We start from the raw sequence: 17697 nt of genomic DNA, 5'->3' as shown, positions 1-17697 counted from the left end.
CTTTTTTTCGCCTCGCTGGTCATTCCAGGTAAGTGAACAAAAAACGAGAGCTTCTACCAATGCCCGCAGTATTCCCGAGTCGTTTGCGTCCGTTGTTGCAGTTGAGCTTCATGTTGAGCCTGAGTGCCACTCCGTTGTTGATGTCACAGAGCTGGGCTGACGACACCCCTGAGCGGCGCAGTTATCAGGTCCCGGCCGGCAGTCTGAGTGCCGCGTTGACCCGCTTCGCCGGGCTTTCCGGGGTCAGCCTGTCGGTGGATCCGGCCTTGGTCAGCGGCCGCAATAGCGATGGTCTGTCCGGCGAGTACGGGGTCGAGGAAGGTTTCGCGCGGTTGTTGCAGGGGTCCGGTCTGCAACTGCAGCCGGTGGGTGAACAAGCGTACATCCTGACCCCGGCGCCAGAAGGCAGCAACTTGCAACTGGGGGCCACCTCGATTGTCGGTACCTTTGATTCGGAGCACGGCTATCCATATGCCGGTGGCCAGGTCGCGCGCCGTGGTTCGCAAGGATTGCTGGGCTCCAATGATTTTATGGAAACACCGTTCAGCATGACCACCTACACCAGCGAGGTGGTCAAGAACCAGCAGGCGCGTACCCTGGGCGACCTGATCGCCAACGATCCCTCGGTTCGCGCCACCAACCCGGCAGGTGGGCGTTACGAGCAGTTCACTATTCGCGGGCTGAGCCTGTTCAACAGTGATGTCGCCTACAACGGTCTCTACGGTGTCCTGCCGACCTACACGATCGACATGGAAATGGCCGATCGCGTCGACATCCTCAAAGGTCCGAGCCAGCTCACCTACGGCATCTCGCCGCGGGGCAGCGTGGGGGGCGGTATCAACGTGGTGCCCAAGCGCGCGACCGACAAACCCATCACCTCGTTCACCGGGAGCTACGCGTCTGACAGCCAGGTCGGTGGTACCGTGGACGTCGGGCGCCGTTTTGGTGAAGACAACAAGTTCGGCATACGTTTCAATGGTGTGAAACAGTCCGGCGATACCGATTGGGATCACCAGAGTGTCGACCGCGAGTTGGCCGTCCTCGGCCTGGATTTTCGCGGTGAGCGCCTGCGGCTGTCGACGGATATCGGCCGCACCGAGCGTGATACCGACGCGCCGCAAGAACGTGTGCAGGTCAATGCAAAGGCGCAGGTTCCGCATGCCAGCGATGTCCGCGACAACTATGCGCAGCCTTGGAGCAAGGCGAGTACCAACGACACCTTCGGTACGGTGAATGGCGAATTTGATGTCAGCGATTCCGTCTTGCTGTACGGCGGTGTGGGGGCACGTAAAAGCAACCATGAGTTTCTTCGCCATGCCGTGTCGGTCAGCAATGATGCCGGTGATTTCAGCGTTCAACCGCGTGACTTTACCCGTGACGAAAATGTCCGCACGGCTACAGCCGGGGTGCGCAACTGGTTTCATACCGGCCCGGTGAGCCACCAAGTCAACTTGGGTGCCAGCTACTTCTACATGGACTTCGAGAATGGCGGTTCTCGCTATGCCGCAGCCCCTAGCAACATCTACGATCCGGTGGAAACACCAACGCCTGCCAGACCCACGCGCTTCGATCCCGAGGTTTATACCGAGAACCGCTTCAGTAGCGTGGCACTGTCTGACACATTGGGTTTCTTCGACGACCGACTGCTGCTGACACTTGGCGCCCGCTGGCAGCGGGTGAAGGTTGATGACTGGTCGGACGATGTCAAAGGCGACACAGCTTACGATGAGGAAAAGGTTTCGCCGTCAGGCGGCATCCTGTTTAAGGCAACCGAAGAACTGTCGTTGTACGCCAACTACATGGAAGGCTTGAGCCAGGGCAAGATCGCGCCATCAACTTCGTTGAACGAGGATGAGATCTTCCCGCCGTTCATCAGCCGCCAGGTCGAAGTTGGCGCTAAGTATGACGCCGGTGCGTTTGCCGTGACCGCCGCGGTGTTCCGGATCAAACAGCCTGCGTACGAGACCAACGCCACGACGCGCGTTTTCGGCCCGAACGGCAAGCGAGAGAACACGGGTGTGGAAGTGAGTGTGTTCGGTGAACCGCTCAAAGGTTTTCGTCTGCTCGGCGGCGTGATGTACATCGACAGTGAACTGACTGACACCACCAATGGCACCTTCGATGGCAACCGCGCCCCGGCCACGCCCGAGTACAACATCAACCTGGGTGCCGAGTGGGACGTGCCGAGCGTGCAGGGCCTGACGTTGACCAGCCGTGGTATCTATTCCAGCTCGCAGTATCTGGACCAGGCCAACGGCAAGGAAATTGATTCCTGGGAACGTTTGGACATGGGCGCTCGCTACGCCTTCAAGGTCGATGAAAAGAACGTCACCCTGCGCGCCAACATCGAGAACGTGGCAGACAAACGCTATTGGAGCTCTGCTGGCGCTTCGGACGACAGCGAGCCGGGGCTGACCCTCTCCACGCCACGCACCTATCTGCTGTCGGCGACCGTCGATTTTTGATTCGATGCTTGCGTAACGCCCATGGATGGGTGGCTTGGCAATGGTCGGGATTAAACCCCAGAAACCAAAAAGCCCGCAGTTAGCGGGCTCTTGGGGGTGTTGCTCAGACATCCTTGGATATCTGTGTACTGCGATTTGGTGCCCCGAGGGAGACTCGAACTCCCACTCCTTTCGAAAACGGATTTTGAATCCGCCGCGTCTACCAATTCCGCCATCAGGGCTTGTGGCGGCGAAGTATAGAGAGACCTCTACCGTTGGTCAATCAGGTTTCATGGTCAATTTTCGACTTTTCGGCTAAACTTTGCGGCCCTGTCAAACCGAACACCATCATGCGCGTCGCTGATTTTTCCTTTGAGCTTCCTGATTCCCTGATCGCTCGCCATCCGTTGGCGCAGCGCCATAGCAGCCGCCTGTTGACCCTGGACGGGCCGAGCGGGGCGCTGGCTCATCGCCAGTTCACCGATTTGCTCGAGCACCTGCGCCCGGGCGACCTGATGGTGTTCAACAATACCCGGGTAATTCCGGCGCGATTGTTTGGCCAAAAGACCAGCGGCGGCAAGCTGGAAATTCTGGTTGAGCGGGTGCTCGACAGTCATCGGGTGTTGGCCCATGTGCGTTCGAGCAAGTCACCAAAACCAGGTACGCAGATTCTCATCGACGGTGGTGGCGAGGCCGAGATGGTCGCCCGTCACGACACGCTGTTCGAGCTGCGCTTTGCCGAAGAAGTGTTGCCGTTGCTCGACCGCGTGGGGCATATGCCGCTGCCACCCTATATCGACCGTCCGGATGAGGGCGCCGACCGCGAGCGTTATCAAACGGTATATGCCGAGCGTGCCGGGGCCGTTGCAGCGCCCACCGCCGGTCTGCACTTCGATGAAGAGTTGCTGGGCAAGATCGCCGTCAAGGGCGTGGAAACTGCCTTTGTCACCCTGCATGTTGGCGCTGGCACTTTCCAGCCGGTGCGGGTCGAGCGTATTGAAGACCACCACATGCATAAAGAGTGGCTGGAGGTTGACCAGGGCGTGGTCGATGCCGTCGCTGCCTGTCGTGCCCGTGGCGGGCGTGTCATCGCTGTTGGTACCACCAGCGTGCGTTCGCTGGAAAGCGCCGCCCGTGACGGCGTGCTCAAGGCGTTCAGCGGCGACACCGACATCTTTATTTTTCCGGGCCGGCCGTTCCATGTGGTCGATGCCCTGGTGACTAACTTCCATTTGCCTGAATCCACGCTGTTGATGCTGGTTTCGGCCTTCGCCGGTTATCCCGAGACCATGGCTGCCTATGCGGCGGCGGTCGACAACGGATACCGCTTCTTCAGTTATGGTGATGCCATGTTCATCACCCGCAATCCGGCGCCGCGCGGCCCCGAGGATCAAGCATGAGTCGCACCTGTCGTATGTCCTTCGAATTGCTGGCCACCGATGGCAAGGCCCGTCGTGGCCGCCTGACGTTCCCTCGGGGTGTGGTCGAAACCCCGGCGTTCATGCCGGTGGGCACCTATGGCACGGTCAAGGGCATGTTGCCACGCGACATTGAAGCCATCGGCGCGCAGATGATCCTCGGCAACACCTTCCACCTGTGGCTGCGCCCAGGCACCGAGGTGATCAAGGCCCACGGCGACCTGCACGATTTTATGAAATGGCAGGGCCCGATCCTCACTGACTCCGGTGGTTTCCAGGTGTTCAGCCTGGGTGCCATGCGCAAGATCAAGGAAGAGGGCGTGACCTTCGCCTCGCCGGTCGATGGCTCCAAGGTGTTCATGGGCCCGGAAGAGTCGATGCAGGTCCAGCGTGACCTGGGCTCCGACGTGGTAATGATCTTCGACGAATGCACCCCATACCCAGCCGATGAAGATGTCGCGCGCATCTCCATGGAGCTGTCGCTACGCTGGGCCCAGCGCTCGAAGAATGCCCACGGTGACAACACCGCAGCGCTGTTCGGTATCGTTCAGGGTGGCATGCACCAGGATCTGCGCATGCGCTCGCTCGAAGGCCTGGACAAGATCGGCTTCGACGGCCTGGCCATCGGCGGCCTGTCGGTGGGCGAGCCCAAGCACGAAATGATCAAGGTGCTGGATTACCTGCCAGGCCAGATGCCGGCTGACAAACCTCGTTACCTTATGGGGGTAGGCAAGCCGGAAGATCTCGTTGAGGGTGTGCGCCGCGGCGTCGACATGTTCGATTGCGTGATGCCCACACGCAATGCGCGCAATGGCCATCTATTTGTCGATACAGGCGTGATCAAAATCCGCAACGCGTTCCATCGCCATGATGATTCGCCACTGGATCCGACCTGTGACTGCTACACCTGCCAGAACTTCTCCCGTGCTTATCTGCATCACCTGGATAAGTGCGGCGAAATGTTGGGCAGTATGTTGAATACGATCCATAACTTGCGCCATTACCAGCGGTTGATGGCTGGTTTACGCGAGGCTATTCAACAAGGTACATTGGCCGTCTTTGTCGATGCCTTTTACGCCAAGCGCGGGCTGCCTGTGCCGCCCTTGGACTGACGTTTTGTCGATCCCTAACAAGTACTGATTGCAACTGGAGTGCTAAATGAGCTTTTTGATCCCTGCCGCTTACGCGGACGCCGCTGCCCCTGCCGCCGGCCCAGCCGGAACCGGTTTTGAGTGGATTTTCCTGGTTGGCTTCCTGGTCATCTTCTATCTGATGATCTGGCGCCCACAGGCCAAACGTGCCAAAGAGCAGAAAAACCTGCTGAGCAACCTGCAAAAAGGTGATGAAGTTGTCACCAACGGCGGTATCGCTGGCAAGATCGTCAAAGTTGCCGATGACTTCGTGGTCCTGGAAGTGTCCGACAACGTTGAACTGAAGTTCCAGAAGGGCGCCGTTGCCGCGACCCTGCCAAAAGGTACGCTCAAAGCGATCTAAGTTTCAGTTTTTTACCAATCGACGGGGCGCGCAAGGCGCCCCGCGTCTTGAACGGGCGGCGTGATGCTGAACAAATACCCTCTGTGGAAATACGCACTGATCCTGGTGGTACTGGCGATCGGTTTTATTTATTCCGCTCCCAACCTCTACCCTGATGATCCGGCCGTCCAGGTCAGCGGTGCCAGTACGGCGCTGCAGGTCACTCAGGCGGATCTCGATCGCGTGAGCAAAGCGCTCGTCGAGGCCGGTATCCAGGTCAAGGCCGCGAGCCTGGGCGAGAAGGGCAAAGGCGCGCTGGTGCGTCTGACCAAACAGGAAGATCAACTGCCAGCCAAGGATGTTGTGCGCAAGGCACTGGGCGATGACTACGTAGTCGCACTGAACCTGGCTCCGACCACTCCGCAATGGTTGCGCAACCTGGGCGCAGGCCCGATGAAGCTGGGTCTGGACCTGTCCGGTGGTGTGCACTTCCTCCTCGAAGTAGACATGGACAAAGCCATGCAGGCTCGCCTGAAGGTCTACGAAGGCGAAGTCAAAAGCCTGCTGCGCAAAGAGCGCGTGCGCTATCGCAGCCTGCCGCAACAAGATGGCGGCATTCAACTGGGCTTCTCCGATGAAGACGCCCGCGAACAGGCGCGCAGCCTGATCCGCAAGAATTTCAACGATTTCGAACTGACCGCCACCGAGCGTAATGGCCTGTCGGTGCTGCGTCTGGCGATTACCCCGGCCAAGGTCGCGGAAATCCGTGAATACTCGATCAAGCAGAACCTGACCACGGTGCGTAACCGGGTCAACGAGTTGGGCGTAGCCGAGCCGCTGGTTCAGCGCCAGGGTGCCAACCGCATCGTGGTCGAGCTGCCAGGCGTGCAGGACACTGCCGAGGCCAAGCGTATCCTCGGTAAAACCGCCAACCTGGAATTCCGTCTGGGCGCTGAGCCGGGTGCTTCGAAAGCCACCACCGAAACCTTCGAGTTCCGTGAAGGTGGTCGCTCTGCAGCTGTCGAGCGTGGCTTGATCATCACTGGTGACCAGGTGACAGATGCCCAGGCCAGCTTTGACGAGCAGGGCCGTCCACAGGTGAACATCCGTCTGGATGGCCACGGTGGCGAGCTGATGAGTCGTGCGACCCGCAGCAACGTCGGTCGTAGCATGGCGGTGATTTTCATTGAGCAGCGTCCGACCACTCGTTACGTCAAGCAGATGGTTGAAGGCGTAGAGAAAGATGTCGCTGTCCAGACCTTCACCGAAGAGAAGAAGATCATCAGCCTGGCGACCATTCAGTCGCCGCTGGGTAGTCAGTTCCGTATTACCGGCCTGAACGGTCAAGGCGAATCCTCGGAGCTGGCCCTGCTGCTGCGTGCTGGTGGCCTGGCGGCACCGATGTACTTCGCTGAAGAGCGCACCATCGGCCCGAGCCTGGGTGCTGACAACATCACCAAGGGTATCGATGCGTCGCTGTGGGGCATGCTGTTCGTCTCGCTGTTCATCATGGCCATCTACCGCTTCTTCGGTGTAATTGCCACTGTCGCACTGGCCGGTAACATGGTCATGCTGCTGGCGCTGATGTCCTTGCTGGGTGCAACCCTGACCCTGCCGGGTATTGCCGGTATCGTTCTGACCATGGGGATGGCGGTCGACGCCAACGTGCTGATCTTCTCGCGGATCCGCGAAGAGCTGGCCAATGGCATGTCGGTGCAGCGCGCTATTCATGAAGGCTTCAACCGTGCTTACTCGGCGATTGTCGATGCCAACCTGACCACCTTGCTGGTCGGCGGCATCCTCTTCGCCATGGGTACCGGCCCGGTCAAGGGCTTCGCAGTTACCATGTCCCTCGGGATTTTCACCTCGATGTTCACGGCCGTCATGGTTACCCGCGCAATGGTCAACCTGACCTGCGGTGGGCGTGATATCAAGAAGTTGTGGGTTTAAGGGGCTGCCATGTTACGTACCATTAACTTCATGGGTGTGCGCAACGTTGCGTTCGGCATCACCCTGCTTCTTACCGTGCTGGCGTTGTTTAGCTGGTTCTATAAAGGCCTCAACTTTGGCCTGGACTTCACCGGCGGTACGCTCATCGAGCTGACCTACGAGCGTCCGGCCAACCTTGGGCAGGTGCGTGAAGAGCTGGTCAAGGCCGGTTTCGAGGACGCTGTGGTGCAGAGTTTCGGCGCTACCACCGACCTGCTGGTGCGTATGCCAGGCGACGACCCGATGCTCGGTAATCGCGTTTCCGAAGCCCTGCAGAAAGTCAGTGGCGACAACCCGGCGGTGGTCAAGCGCGTTGAGTTCGTCGGTCCACAGGTAGGTGAGGAGCTGCGCGATCAGGGTGGCCTGGGCATGTTGCTGGCCCTGGGCGGCATCATGATCTACCTGGCGTTCCGCTTTCAGTGGAAATTCGCCTTGGGTGCGATCCTGTCGCTGATCCACGACGTCGTGGTGACCCTGGGTATCCTGTCGTTCTTCCAGATCACCTTCGACCTGACGGTGCTGGCGGCGGTGTTGGCGATCATTGGTTACTCGCTCAACGACACCATCGTTGTATTTGACCGGGTGCGCGAGAACTTCCGTGTGCTGCGCAAGGCTTCGCTGATCGAGAACATCAACATCTCGACCACCCAGACGCTACTGCGCACCGTGGCCACTTCGGTGTCGACCTTGCTGGCCATTGCAGCGCTGCTGTTCTTCGGTGGTGACAACCTGTGGGGCTTCTCGTTAGCACTGTTCATCGGTGTCATGGCGGGTACCTACTCGTCGATCTACATCGCTAACGTGGTGCTGATCTGGCTGAACCTGAACAGCGAAGACCTGATTCCCCCGGCCAAGGCTGAGGGTGTGGACGACCTCCCATAAGGTTTTTCCCCACACTGTTCGTCATAGAAGAAGGCGCGAGAATTGAACTCGCGCCTTTTTTTATGCTCCAAGGCAGGGAGAAGGCGGGCAATGTTCCCGCAGGTACGATCAGGAGGTTCACGTGAACAAGTCAATGCTGGTGGGTGCGGTTCTGGGTGCAGTCGGTGTTACCGCCGGAGGTGCTGTGGCCACCTACAATCTGGTCAAGAGTGGGCCGGAGTATGCTGAAGTGCTGGCGGTGCAACCGGTCAAGCAGACCGTCAAGACCCCGCGCGAAGTGTGCAAAGACGTGACTGTTACGCGTCAGGCTCCGGTGAAGGATCAGCATCAGATTGCCGGTACCGTGGTCGGCGCTCTGGCGGGTGGCCTGTTGGGTAACCAGATTGGTGGCGGTACCGGGAAGAAGATTGCCACGGTCGCCGGTGCGGTCGGCGGTGGTTATGCCGGTAACAAGGTGCAGGAAGGCATGCAGGAGCGTGATACCTACACGACCACACAAACACGCTGCAACACGGTCAATGACCTGAGCGAGAAGGTTGTGGGTTATGACGTGAAGTATTCGATTGGCGACAAGGTCGGGCAGATCCGTATGGACCGTGACCCGGGCTCGCAGATCCCGCTGGATAAAGAGGGCAAGCTGGTGCTGAGTCAGGCGCAGCCGGGTCAGTAACTGCGCGTTTTTCGTAGGAGCGGATGAGTCTGCTCCTGCAGGCAATAAAAAAGCACCCCGAGGGGTGCTTTTTTGTGCCTGATCGAAACTTAGCGCTTGATCGAGGCCGGCAGGTGCGGCTGGATGGCCGTCAAGACGGCTTTGAAGCACTTGGTGTTACCGGCAACAATGTGGCCCTTCTCGAGGAAGTCGTGACCGCCGGTGAAGTCGCTCACCAGGCCGCCGGCTTCCTGAATCAGCAGGGTGCCTGCAGCCATGTCCCATTCCGACAGGCCCGATTCCCAGAAGGCATCGAAACGACCAGCGGCGACATAAGCCAGGTCGAGGCTGGCCGCACCGGCACGGCGGATGCCAGCAGTCTGGCCAACCAGGGCGCGGAACATGCCCAGGTAGTTGTCCAGGTCAGCCATTTGGTTGTCGCGGAACGGGAAGCCGGTGCCCAGCAGTGCGCCTTCCAGGCTGGTGCGTGGGCTGACGCGCAGGCGACGGCCGTTCAGTTGGGCGCCACGGCCACGGCTGGCGGTGAATTCTTCCTGGCGGACAGGGTCAAGCACCACGGCGTGCTCAAGGCGGCCACGGTATTTGCAGGCAATGCTGACAGCAAAGTGTGGAACGCCACGCAGGAAGTTGGTGGTACCGTCCAGTGGGTCGATGATCCACAGGTAGTCCTTGCCTTCTTCGCCGTTGCCAGCGTGCAGGCCGGTTTCTTCGCCGTAGATGGAGTGGTTCGGGTAAGCCTTGCGCAGGGCATTGATGATGCTCTGCTCCGCCGCACGATCGACTTCCGAGACGTAATCCTTGGCGTCTTTTTCATCAACCTTGATGGTATCCAGGCGCTCGATGGAGCGGAAAATCAATTCACTGGCGCTGCGGGCGGCGCGCAGCGCGATATTCAGCATGGGCTGCATGGACGTTTCACCTGGGTCGTTAAAGAAAGCCGAACATTCTAGCAGAAAACTTTGCGCGAAGAAGGGCCACATTTGCTTTCGTAGCGTAAAGTCGGTCGCTTCTGTAAGATTTGCACCCTCTATTCCGTGTCTGTGAGCGCTCGCCTTGCTGCAAAATATTCGTGTTGTTCTGGTCAATACCAGCCACCCCGGCAATATCGGCGGCGCTGCGCGTGCCATGAAAAACATGGGCTTGTCGCGCCTGGTGCTGGTCGACCCACAGGATTTCCCCTCGCACGAGGCTGATGCCCGTGCGTCGGGTGCCAATGATGTGCTGGCCGGTGCGCAAGTGGTCGCCACCCTGGAAGAGGCGCTGGTCGGCTGCAGTCTGGTGTTTGGCACCAGTGCTCGCGAGCGACGTATCCCTTGGCCGTTGGTCGACCCGCGTGAATGCGGCAGCAAGGTCATCGAGCACGCCGCCCAGGGTGAGGAGATCGCTCTGGTGTTCGGTCGTGAATACGCAGGCCTCACTAATGAGGAGCTGCAGCGCTGTCACTTTCATGTGCACATCCCGTCAAACCCCGACTTCAGTTCGCTGAACCTGGGAGCCGCGGTCCAGGTGCTGGCCTATGAAGTGCGTATGGCCTGGCTGGCCGCTGAAGGGCAGCCGTCGAAAGTGGAAAAATTCGAAGTGACTTCGGTGCGCAGCAGTGAGCTGGCGACCATGGATGAAATGGAGCTGTTCTACGAACACTTGGAAAAGACCCTGGTCGACATCGGCTTCCTCGACCCGGAGAAGCCAAAGCACCTGATGCCACGCCTGCGTCGGCTGTACGGACGCAGCTCGGTCAACCGTTCGGAAATGAGTATTTTGCGCGGCATCCTCACGGAAACCCAGAAAGTGGCCCGTGGCGAGCCGCATAAGCGCAAGGATCAGTAAATGTTCGAGCGTCTGCGTGAAGATATCCAGAGCGTTTTCCACCGTGACCCGGCGGCGCGCAATGCCTTTGACGTGCTGACCTGCTACCCGGGCATGCATGCGATCTGGCTGCACCGCGCGGCCCATGCGCTGTGGAAGCGTGATTGGAAGTGGCTGGCCCGATTGGTATCGAACTTCGGGCGCTGGATGACCGGTATCGAAATTCATCCCGGTGCCAAGGTGGGGCGGCGCTTCTTTATCGACCATGGCATGGGCATTGTGATCGGCGAAACCGCTGAGATCGGTGACGATGTCACCCTGTACCAGGGTGTGACTCTGGGCGGTACCAGCTGGAACAAGGGCAAGCGCCATCCGACCCTGGAGGATGGTGTGGTGGTGGGGGCCGGGGCCAAAGTGCTGGGGCCGTTCACTGTCGGTGCTGGGGCTAAGATCGGCTCCAATGCTGTGGTCACCAAGGCTGTGCCGGCGGGCGCCACGGCGGTGGGGATTCCGGGGCGGATCATCGTCAAGACTGACGCCGAGGTCGAAGCCAGGCGCAAGGCCATGGCCGAGAAGATCGGCTTTGACGCCTATGGTGTCAGCGAAGACATGCCGGACCCGGTGGCGCGCGCCATTGGTCAGTTACTCGATCACCTGCAAGCGGTGGATGGGCGCCTTGAGGACATGTGCGGTGCGCTGAAGAATCTGGGCAGCGATTACTGCGCCAAAGACCTGCCGGCCTTGCGTGAAGAAGACTTCGCCCAGATCAAGGATGAAGCCCGTAGCGACGCGTCGGCGCATTGACAGAAGGGGCGTGCGCAGACGCCCCTTAGTTTGCTATCATTCGGCCGCCGTCTTACGCTAATCCCGACTAAAGCACTAGGTCTTATAGTTGACTTAAATGCTCGGGAATAGCATACTCGCTCCCATCCCGTAACCCCGTGGTACCTACTAGCCATGCGACTGACTACAAAAGGCCGATACGCCGTGACCGCCATGCTCGACCTGGCGTTGCACGCGCAGCATGGGCCGGTGTCTCTGGCCGACATTTCCGAGCGCCAAGGCATCTCCCTCTCTTATCTGGAGCAGCTGTTTGCAAAGCTGCGCCGCAGCAGCCTGGTTTCCAGTGTGCGCGGCCCTGGCGGCGGCTATCAGCTGTCGCGAAGCATGGAGAGCATTCAGGTTGCCCAGGTCATCGACGCGGTCAACGAATCGGTCGACGCCACACGCTGCCAGGGGCTGGGTGATTGCCACGCTGGCGATACCTGCCTGACCCACCACTTGTGGTGTGACCTGAGCCAGCAGATTCACGAGTTTCTCAGCGGCATCAGCCTGGCTGACCTTGTTACTCGCCGTGAGGTACAAGAAGTCGCCCAGCGCCAGGATCTGCGTCGTATAGCAGGCCGGGCACCGCAGCTGGACAAGATTGAGACGTCAGCCGTCGAATGACCGTTTCGACGCGCGGCGCGACCGCCTGATAGGAGATATTCAATGAAGTTGCCGATCTACCTCGATTACTCCGCGACCACACCGGTCGACCCACGCGTTGCCCAGAAGATGAGCGACTGCCTGCTGGTCGACGGAAACTTCGGTAACCCGGCGTCGCGCTCTCACGTCTTTGGCTGGAAAGCCGAAGAAGCGGTCGAGAATGCCCGTCGCCAGGTCGCTGACCTGGTCAATGCCGATCCGCGGGAAATTGTCTGGACCAGCGGTGCCACCGAGTCCGACAACCTGGCAATCAAGGGTGTCGCGCACTTCTACAGCACCAAGGGCAAGCACCTGATCACTTCCAAGATCGAGCACAAAGCTGTGCTGGACAGCACGCGTCAGCTGGAGCGTGAAGGCTTCGAAGTGACCTACATCGAGCCCGGCGCCGATGGCCTGATCACGCCGGCCATGATTGAAGCAGCCCTGCGTGACGACACCATCCTTGTGTCGGTCATGCACGTGAACAACGAAATCGGCACCATCAACGACATCGCTGCCATCGGCGAGCTGACCCGCGCCCGCGGCATCATGTTCCACGTCGACGCCGCTCAGTCCACTGGCAAGGTCGAAATCGACCTGCAAAAGCTGAAAGTCGACCTGATGTCGTTCTCGGCACACAAAACTTACGGTCCAAAAGGCATTGGCGCGCTGTACGTCAGCCGCAAGCCTCGCGTACGCCTGGAAGCCACCATGCACGGTGGTGGTCACGAGCGCGGCATGCGTTCGGGCACCCTGGCTACCCACCAGATCGTCGGCATGGGCGAAGCCTTCGCCATTGCCAAAGAGCAGATGGCCAGCGAAAACCTGCGCATCAAGGCTCTGAGCGACCGCTTCTACCAGCAGGTTGAAGCCCTGGAAGAGCTGTACATCAACGGCAGCATGACCGCGCGCATCCCGCACAACCTGAACCTGAGCTTCAACTACGTTGAAGGCGAGTCGCTGATCATGGCCCTCAAGGACCTGGCAGTGTCTTCGGGTTCGGCCTGCACCTCGGCTTCGCTGGAGCCGTCCTACGTGCTGCGTGCCCTGGGCCGCAACGACGAGCTGGCACACAGCTCGATTCGCTTCACCTTCGGTCGTTTCACCACCGAAGAAGAAATCGACTACGCCGCGCAGAAAGTTTGCGAGGCCGTAACCAAGCTGCGCGAACTGTCGCCGCTGTGGGATATGTACAAAGACGGCGTCGACATCTCCAAGATCGAGTGGGCTGCGCACTAAGTAGTCGCCGGCAAGAGCGGCTCTCTGATGAGGAAGGAATTGCACCATGGCTTACAGTGAAAAGGTCATCGACCACTACGAAAACCCACGCAACGTCGGCAAGATGGACGCCGAGGACCCGGATGTCGGTACCGGCATGGTCGGTGCTCCGGCCTGCGGTGACGTGATGCGCCTGCAGATCAAGGTCAACGAGCAAGGCGTCATCGAAGATGCCAAGTTCAAGACCTACGGCTGTGGTTCGGCTATCGCCTCCAGCTCCCTGGCCACTGAGTGGATGAAGGGTAAAACGCTGGACGAAGCTGAAACCATCAAGAACACCCAGCTGGCCGAAGAACTGGCGTTGCCGCCGGTGAAAATTCACTGCTCGGTACTCGCCGAGGACGCCATCAAGGCGGCCGTACGCGATTACAAGCAGAAGAAAGGTTTGCTCTAAGTTCGCCTGTTGCAGGTAAGGAGTCTCGATGGCTATCAGCATGACAGAAGCCGCCGCCAACCATGTGCGGCGCTCCCTCGAAGGTCGCGGCAAGGGTGTTGGTATTCGCCTTGGCGTGCGTACCACCGGCTGCTCGGGCCTGGCCTATGTGCTGGAGTTCGTTGACCAGCCGGACAGCGAAGACCAGGTCTTCGAAAGCCATGGCGAGAAGGTCATCATCGACCCGAAAAGCTTGACTTACCTCGACGGCACCGAGCTGGATTTCGTCAAGGAAGGGTTGAACGAAGGCTTCAAGTTCAACAACCCCAACGTGCGCGGTGAGTGTGGCTGCGGCGAAAGCTTCAACGTCTGAGGCTGCGCGTGGGTACTCCTTGTCATTTCGCCCTGTTTGACCTGCAACCTGGCTTCCGTCTGGATCTCGACAAGTTGGCCGTTCGCTACCGCGAGCTGGCCCGTGAGGTTCACCCGGATCGCTTCGCCGACGCTTCCGAACGTGAGCAGCGCATTGCGCTGGAGCGTTCGGCTGCGCTCAACGAAGCCTACCAGACACTCAAGAGCGCGCCCCGGCGTGCCCGCTACCTGTTGGCGATCGGCGGTCATGAAGTGCCGCAGGAAGTCACCGTCCACGATCCCGAGTTTCTCCTGCAGCAGATGCAATTGCGCGAAGAACTCGAAGATCTGCAGGACAGTGCCGACCTCGATGGCGTTGCCACCTTCAAGCGCCGCTTGAAAGTCGCCCAGGAAGCGCTCAACGAGGACTTCGCCGCCTGCTGGGATGATCCTGCGCAGCGTGAACAGGCCGAACGCCTGATGCGCCGCATGCAGTTTCTCGACAAGCTCGCCTATGAAGTGCGCCAGCTGGAAGAGCGCCTCGACGATTAACTCGGTGCTGCTTCTGGCGGCACCCCTGGTATTCAGATAAGCATGGCCCTACTGCAGATCGCCGAACCCGGTCAGAGCCCTCAACCGCACCAGCGTCGCCTGGCGGTGGGTATTGACCTTGGTACCACCAACTCTCTGGTTGCCGCCCTGCGCAGCGGCCGTAGCGAGCCCCTGCCTGACGCCCAAGGCAGGGTCATCCTGCCTTCGGCAGTGCGCTATCACGCTGACCGCATTGATGTCGGTCAGGGGGCGCGTGACGCCGCTTCCAGTGATCCGCTCAATACCGTGCTGTCGGTCAAGCGCCTGATGGGGCGTGGCCTGGCGGACGTCAAGCAACTGGGCGAGCAGCTACCGTACCGCTTTGTCGGCGGTGAGTCGCACATGCCGTTCATCGACACCATTCAGGGGCCGAAAAGCCCAGTGGAAGTCTCTGCGGATATCCTCAAGGTCCTGCGCCAGCGTGCAGAAGAGACCCTGGGGGGCGAGCTGGTCGGTGCGGTGATCACGGTGCCTGCCTATTTCGACGATGCTCAGCGTCAGGCCACCAAGGACGCTGCGCGTCTGGCGGGGCTGAACGTGCTGCGTCTGCTTAATGAGCCTACCGCGGCAGCGGTGGCCTATGGTCTGGACCAGAACGCCGAAGGCCTGGTGGCGATTTACGACCTCGGTGGTGGCACGTTCGATATCTCGATCCTGCGCCTGACCGGCGGTGTCTTTGAAGTACTGGCCACGGGTGGCGATAGCGCCCTGGGTGGCGATGACTTCGATCACGCAATTGCCAGCTGGATCGTCGAGCAGGCCGGGCTGTCCTCGGACCTGGATCCGGGCGCCCAACGCCAACTGCTGCAAACCGCTTGCGCCGCCAAAGAAGCCCTGACCAATGCCGATTCGGTATCGGTCATCTATGGCAGTTGGCAGGCCGAGCTGACCCGGGGTGCCTTCGATGCACTGATCGAGCCGATGATCGCCCGTAGCCTCAAGGCCTGCCGTCGCGCGGTTCGTGATAGCGGTATAGAGCTAAAAGAAGTCGGTGCGGTGGTCATGGTGGGTGGTTCGACCCGTGTGCCGCGCGTGCGTGAGGCTGTCGGGGCGCTGTTTGGCCGTACCCCGTTGACCGAAATCGACCCGGATCAAGTGGTCGCCATCGGTGCGGCGATCCAGGCCGATACCCTGGCCGGTAACCGCCGCGATGGTGGCGAGCTGCTGTTGCTCGACGTGATTCCGCTGTCCCTGGGGCTGGAAACCATGGGCGGGCTGATGGAAAAGGTGATTCCGCGTAACACCACCATTCCGGTCGCTCGCGCCCAGGAATTCACCACTTACAAAGATGGCCAGTCGGCCATGATGATTCACGTCCTGCAAGGTGAGCGTGAGTTGATCAGTGACTGCCGCTCCCTGGCACGCTTCGAATTGCGCGGGATTCCGGCGATGGTTGCCGGCTCGGCGAAAATTCGTGTGACCTTCCAGGTTGACGCCGATGGCCTGCTAAGTGTTTCGGCGCGTGAGCTGGGTTCGGGTGTTGAATCGAGCATTCAGGTCAAACCGTCCTACGGTCTGACCGACGGCGAAATTGCCCGCATGCTCAAGGACTCCTTCGAACATGCCGGTTTCGACAAGGTTGCGCGCCAGTTGCGTGAACACCAGGTCGATGCCGAGCGCCTGCTTGAGGCAGTGCAGGGCGCATTGGACGCCGATGGCGAGCGTCTGCTGGACGCCGAAGAGCGTCTGGCTATCGAGCAACAGATGCAAGACTTGCGTGATTTGATCAACGGCACCGATGGCGCAGCCATCGAGCAGCAGACCAAGCGTCTGTCGCAGGTGACCGATGCCTTTGCCGCCCGTCGCCTTGATTCGACGGTAAAAGCCGCGTTGGCCGGGCGCAACCTGAATGAGATCGAGGAGTAACCAATGCCGCAGGTGATTTTTCTACCCCACGAGAAGTTCTGCCCGGATGGCATGGTGGTGGAGGCTGAGACAGGTAAGTCCATTCTAGAAGTGGCGCACGACAACCACATCGAGATTGAAAGCGCTTGCGGCGGCGTCTGCGCCTGCACCACGTGCCATTGCGTCATTCGCGAAGGCTTCAATTCGCTCAATGAGGCCGATGAGCTGGAAGAGGACTACCTCGACCGCGCCTGGGGCCTGGAGCCTACGTCGCGCCTGACCTGCCAGGCCAAGGTCGGCACCGAAGACGTGACCGTTGAAATTCCCAAGTACTCACTCAACCACGCCGCCGAAGCGCCGCATTGATCTGGAGCTGACATGAGCCTGAAATGGGTTGATGTACTTGAAATTGCAATCCAGCTTGCCGAAAGCAAGCCGGAAGTCGATCCTCGTTATGTGAACTTCGTCGATCTGCACCAGTGGGTGCTGGCTTTGCCGGAATTCAGTGACGATCCGCAGCGTGGCGGCGAGAAGGTTCTCGAAGCCATTCAGGCGGCCTGGATCGAAGAAGCCGACTGAGCGCGCTCGGCAGGTTAGGCAATCCCCCGGAACCCGCGTATAATTCGCGGGTTTAATTTTTCGCTTCACTCAACGTTTCTGGAGTTTCACCATGGCTGTTCAACGTACTTTCTCCATCATCAAGCCTGACGCCGTTGCCAAGAACGTGATCGGCAAGATCACCACTCGCTTCGAAGACGCTGGCCTGAAAATCGTTGCTTCGAAAATCAAGCAACTGTCCAAAGCTGAAGCCGAAGGTTTCTACGCTGAGCACAGCGAGCGCGGTTTCTTCGGCGACCTGGTTGCTTTCATGACCTCCGGTCCAGTTGTTGTTCAGGTTCTGGAAGGCGAAAACGCCATTGCTCTGAACCGTGAGCTGATGGGCGCTACCAACCCTAAAGAAGCTGCTGCCGGCACCATCCGTGCTGACTTCGCTGAGTCCATCGACGCCAACGCCGTGCACGGTTCGGACTCCGAAGCCGCTGCTGCTCGCGAAATCGCTTACTTCTTCGCAGCTACCGAGGTAACCACTCGCTAAGCGAAAGCTTACGG

19 protein-coding genes and 1 tRNA gene are annotated in these 17697 nt (G+C 59.7%); 18 read left to right on the top strand and 2 right to left on the bottom strand.

All coding sequences use genetic code 11. The annotated features are described in order from the left end of the window. The first annotated feature begins 59 nt into the window (after positions 1–59). Positions 60–2465, top strand: a complete 2406-nt coding sequence (locus tag ACQRAX_RS17240) for a TonB-dependent siderophore receptor (protein WP_412038662.1) — start codon at positions 60–62, stop codon at positions 2463–2465. A gap of 136 nt (positions 2466–2601) precedes the next feature. Here ACQRAX_RS17240 and ACQRAX_RS17235 read toward each other — a convergent pair. After that, positions 2602–2686, bottom strand: a tRNA-Leu gene (locus ACQRAX_RS17235). A gap of 108 nt (positions 2687–2794) precedes the next feature. On the opposite strand from ACQRAX_RS17235, the gene queA reads away from it, so the two are divergent. From queA to ACQRAX_RS17205, 6 genes are all read left to right on the top strand, one after another. After that, entirely contained in the window at positions 2795–3844 is a 1050-nt protein-coding gene (queA, locus tag ACQRAX_RS17230) for a tRNA preQ1(34) S-adenosylmethionine ribosyltransferase-isomerase QueA (protein WP_412038663.1), read from the top strand. A gap of 14 nt (positions 3845–3858) precedes the next feature. Then, positions 3859–4974, top strand: coding sequence for a tRNA guanosine(34) transglycosylase Tgt (gene tgt, locus ACQRAX_RS17225; RefSeq protein ID WP_412038795.1), 1116 nt, complete (start codon positions 3859–3861; stop codon positions 4972–4974). A 46-nt stretch (positions 4975–5020) separates the two neighbouring features. Then, on the top strand, positions 5021–5356 hold the full coding sequence (gene yajC, locus ACQRAX_RS17220; RefSeq protein WP_010223473.1) for a preprotein translocase subunit YajC: 336 nt from the start codon (positions 5021–5023) through the stop codon (positions 5354–5356). A 63-nt stretch (positions 5357–5419) separates the two neighbouring features. Beyond that, positions 5420–7285 (top strand): protein translocase subunit SecD, encoded by a 1866-nt coding sequence (secD, locus tag ACQRAX_RS17215; protein WP_412038664.1) that lies wholly within the window; start codon positions 5420–5422, stop codon positions 7283–7285. A gap of 9 nt (positions 7286–7294) precedes the next feature. Continuing rightward, positions 7295–8206 (top strand): protein translocase subunit SecF, encoded by a 912-nt coding sequence (secF, locus tag ACQRAX_RS17210; RefSeq protein ID WP_412038665.1) that lies wholly within the window; start codon positions 7295–7297, stop codon positions 8204–8206. A 121-nt stretch (positions 8207–8327) separates the two neighbouring features. Then, on the top strand, positions 8328–8876 hold the full coding sequence (locus ACQRAX_RS17205; protein WP_197875763.1) for a glycine zipper 2TM domain-containing protein: 549 nt from the start codon (positions 8328–8330) through the stop codon (positions 8874–8876). Between the two features lie 89 nt (positions 8877–8965). Here the strand turns inward: ACQRAX_RS17205 and suhB are convergent, their stop codons facing one another. Further along, on the bottom strand, positions 8966–9784 hold the full coding sequence (gene suhB / locus ACQRAX_RS17200; RefSeq protein WP_412038666.1) for an inositol-phosphate phosphatase: 819 nt from the start codon (positions 9782–9784) through the stop codon (positions 8966–8968). Positions 9785–9929: 145 nt separating this feature from the next. Here suhB and trmJ point away from each other — a divergent pair, with 145 nt between their 5' ends. The 11 genes from trmJ (at position 9930) to ndk (ending at position 17683) form a co-directional block, all read left to right on the top strand. Beyond that, positions 9930–10703, top strand: a complete 774-nt coding sequence (trmJ, locus tag ACQRAX_RS17195) for a tRNA (cytosine(32)/uridine(32)-2'-O)-methyltransferase TrmJ (protein ID WP_412038667.1) — start codon at positions 9930–9932, stop codon at positions 10701–10703. After that, complete coding sequence (cysE, locus tag ACQRAX_RS17190; RefSeq protein WP_412038668.1) at positions 10704–11486, top strand: serine O-acetyltransferase; 783 nt, start codon at positions 10704–10706, stop codon at positions 11484–11486. A gap of 153 nt (positions 11487–11639) precedes the next feature. After that, positions 11640–12131, top strand: coding sequence for a Fe-S cluster assembly transcriptional regulator IscR (gene iscR / locus ACQRAX_RS17185; protein ID WP_038614519.1), 492 nt, complete (start codon positions 11640–11642; stop codon positions 12129–12131). 42 nt (positions 12132–12173) lie between these two features. Beyond that, on the top strand, positions 12174–13388 hold the full coding sequence (locus ACQRAX_RS17180) for an IscS subfamily cysteine desulfurase (protein ID WP_412038669.1): 1215 nt from the start codon (positions 12174–12176) through the stop codon (positions 13386–13388). Positions 13389–13434: 46 nt separating this feature from the next. Then, positions 13435–13821, top strand: coding sequence for a Fe-S cluster assembly scaffold IscU (gene iscU, locus ACQRAX_RS17175; RefSeq protein WP_040261926.1), 387 nt, complete (start codon positions 13435–13437; stop codon positions 13819–13821). 28 nt (positions 13822–13849) lie between these two features. Then, entirely contained in the window at positions 13850–14173 is a 324-nt protein-coding gene (gene iscA / locus ACQRAX_RS17170) for an iron-sulfur cluster assembly protein IscA (protein WP_412038670.1), read from the top strand. An 8-nt stretch (positions 14174–14181) separates the two neighbouring features. Continuing rightward, a complete protein-coding gene (gene hscB, locus ACQRAX_RS17165; RefSeq protein WP_045184606.1) occupies positions 14182–14703 on the top strand; it encodes a co-chaperone HscB in 522 nt (173 codons plus the stop codon). A 42-nt stretch (positions 14704–14745) separates the two neighbouring features. Next, entirely contained in the window at positions 14746–16608 is a 1863-nt protein-coding gene (gene hscA / locus ACQRAX_RS17160) for a Fe-S protein assembly chaperone HscA (RefSeq protein WP_412038671.1), read from the top strand. A 3-nt stretch (positions 16609–16611) separates the two neighbouring features. After that, positions 16612–16953, top strand: a complete 342-nt coding sequence (gene fdx, locus ACQRAX_RS17155) for an ISC system 2Fe-2S type ferredoxin (protein ID WP_043864467.1) — start codon at positions 16612–16614, stop codon at positions 16951–16953. Positions 16954–16965: 12 nt separating this feature from the next. Next, positions 16966–17166, top strand: coding sequence for a Fe-S cluster assembly protein IscX (gene iscX, locus ACQRAX_RS17150; RefSeq protein WP_028942766.1), 201 nt, complete (start codon positions 16966–16968; stop codon positions 17164–17166). A 91-nt stretch (positions 17167–17257) separates the two neighbouring features. Further along, entirely contained in the window at positions 17258–17683 is a 426-nt protein-coding gene (ndk, locus tag ACQRAX_RS17145; RefSeq protein ID WP_033701183.1) for a nucleoside-diphosphate kinase, read from the top strand. Positions 17684–17697 lie beyond the last annotated feature (14 nt).

Source organism: Pseudomonas sp. UM16 (genome assembly GCF_050312595.1).
Classification (GTDB): domain Bacteria; phylum Pseudomonadota; class Gammaproteobacteria; order Pseudomonadales; family Pseudomonadaceae; genus Aquipseudomonas.
Note: the sequence above shows the minus strand (reverse complement) of the source record. Positions and strands in the feature narration are given on the sequence as shown.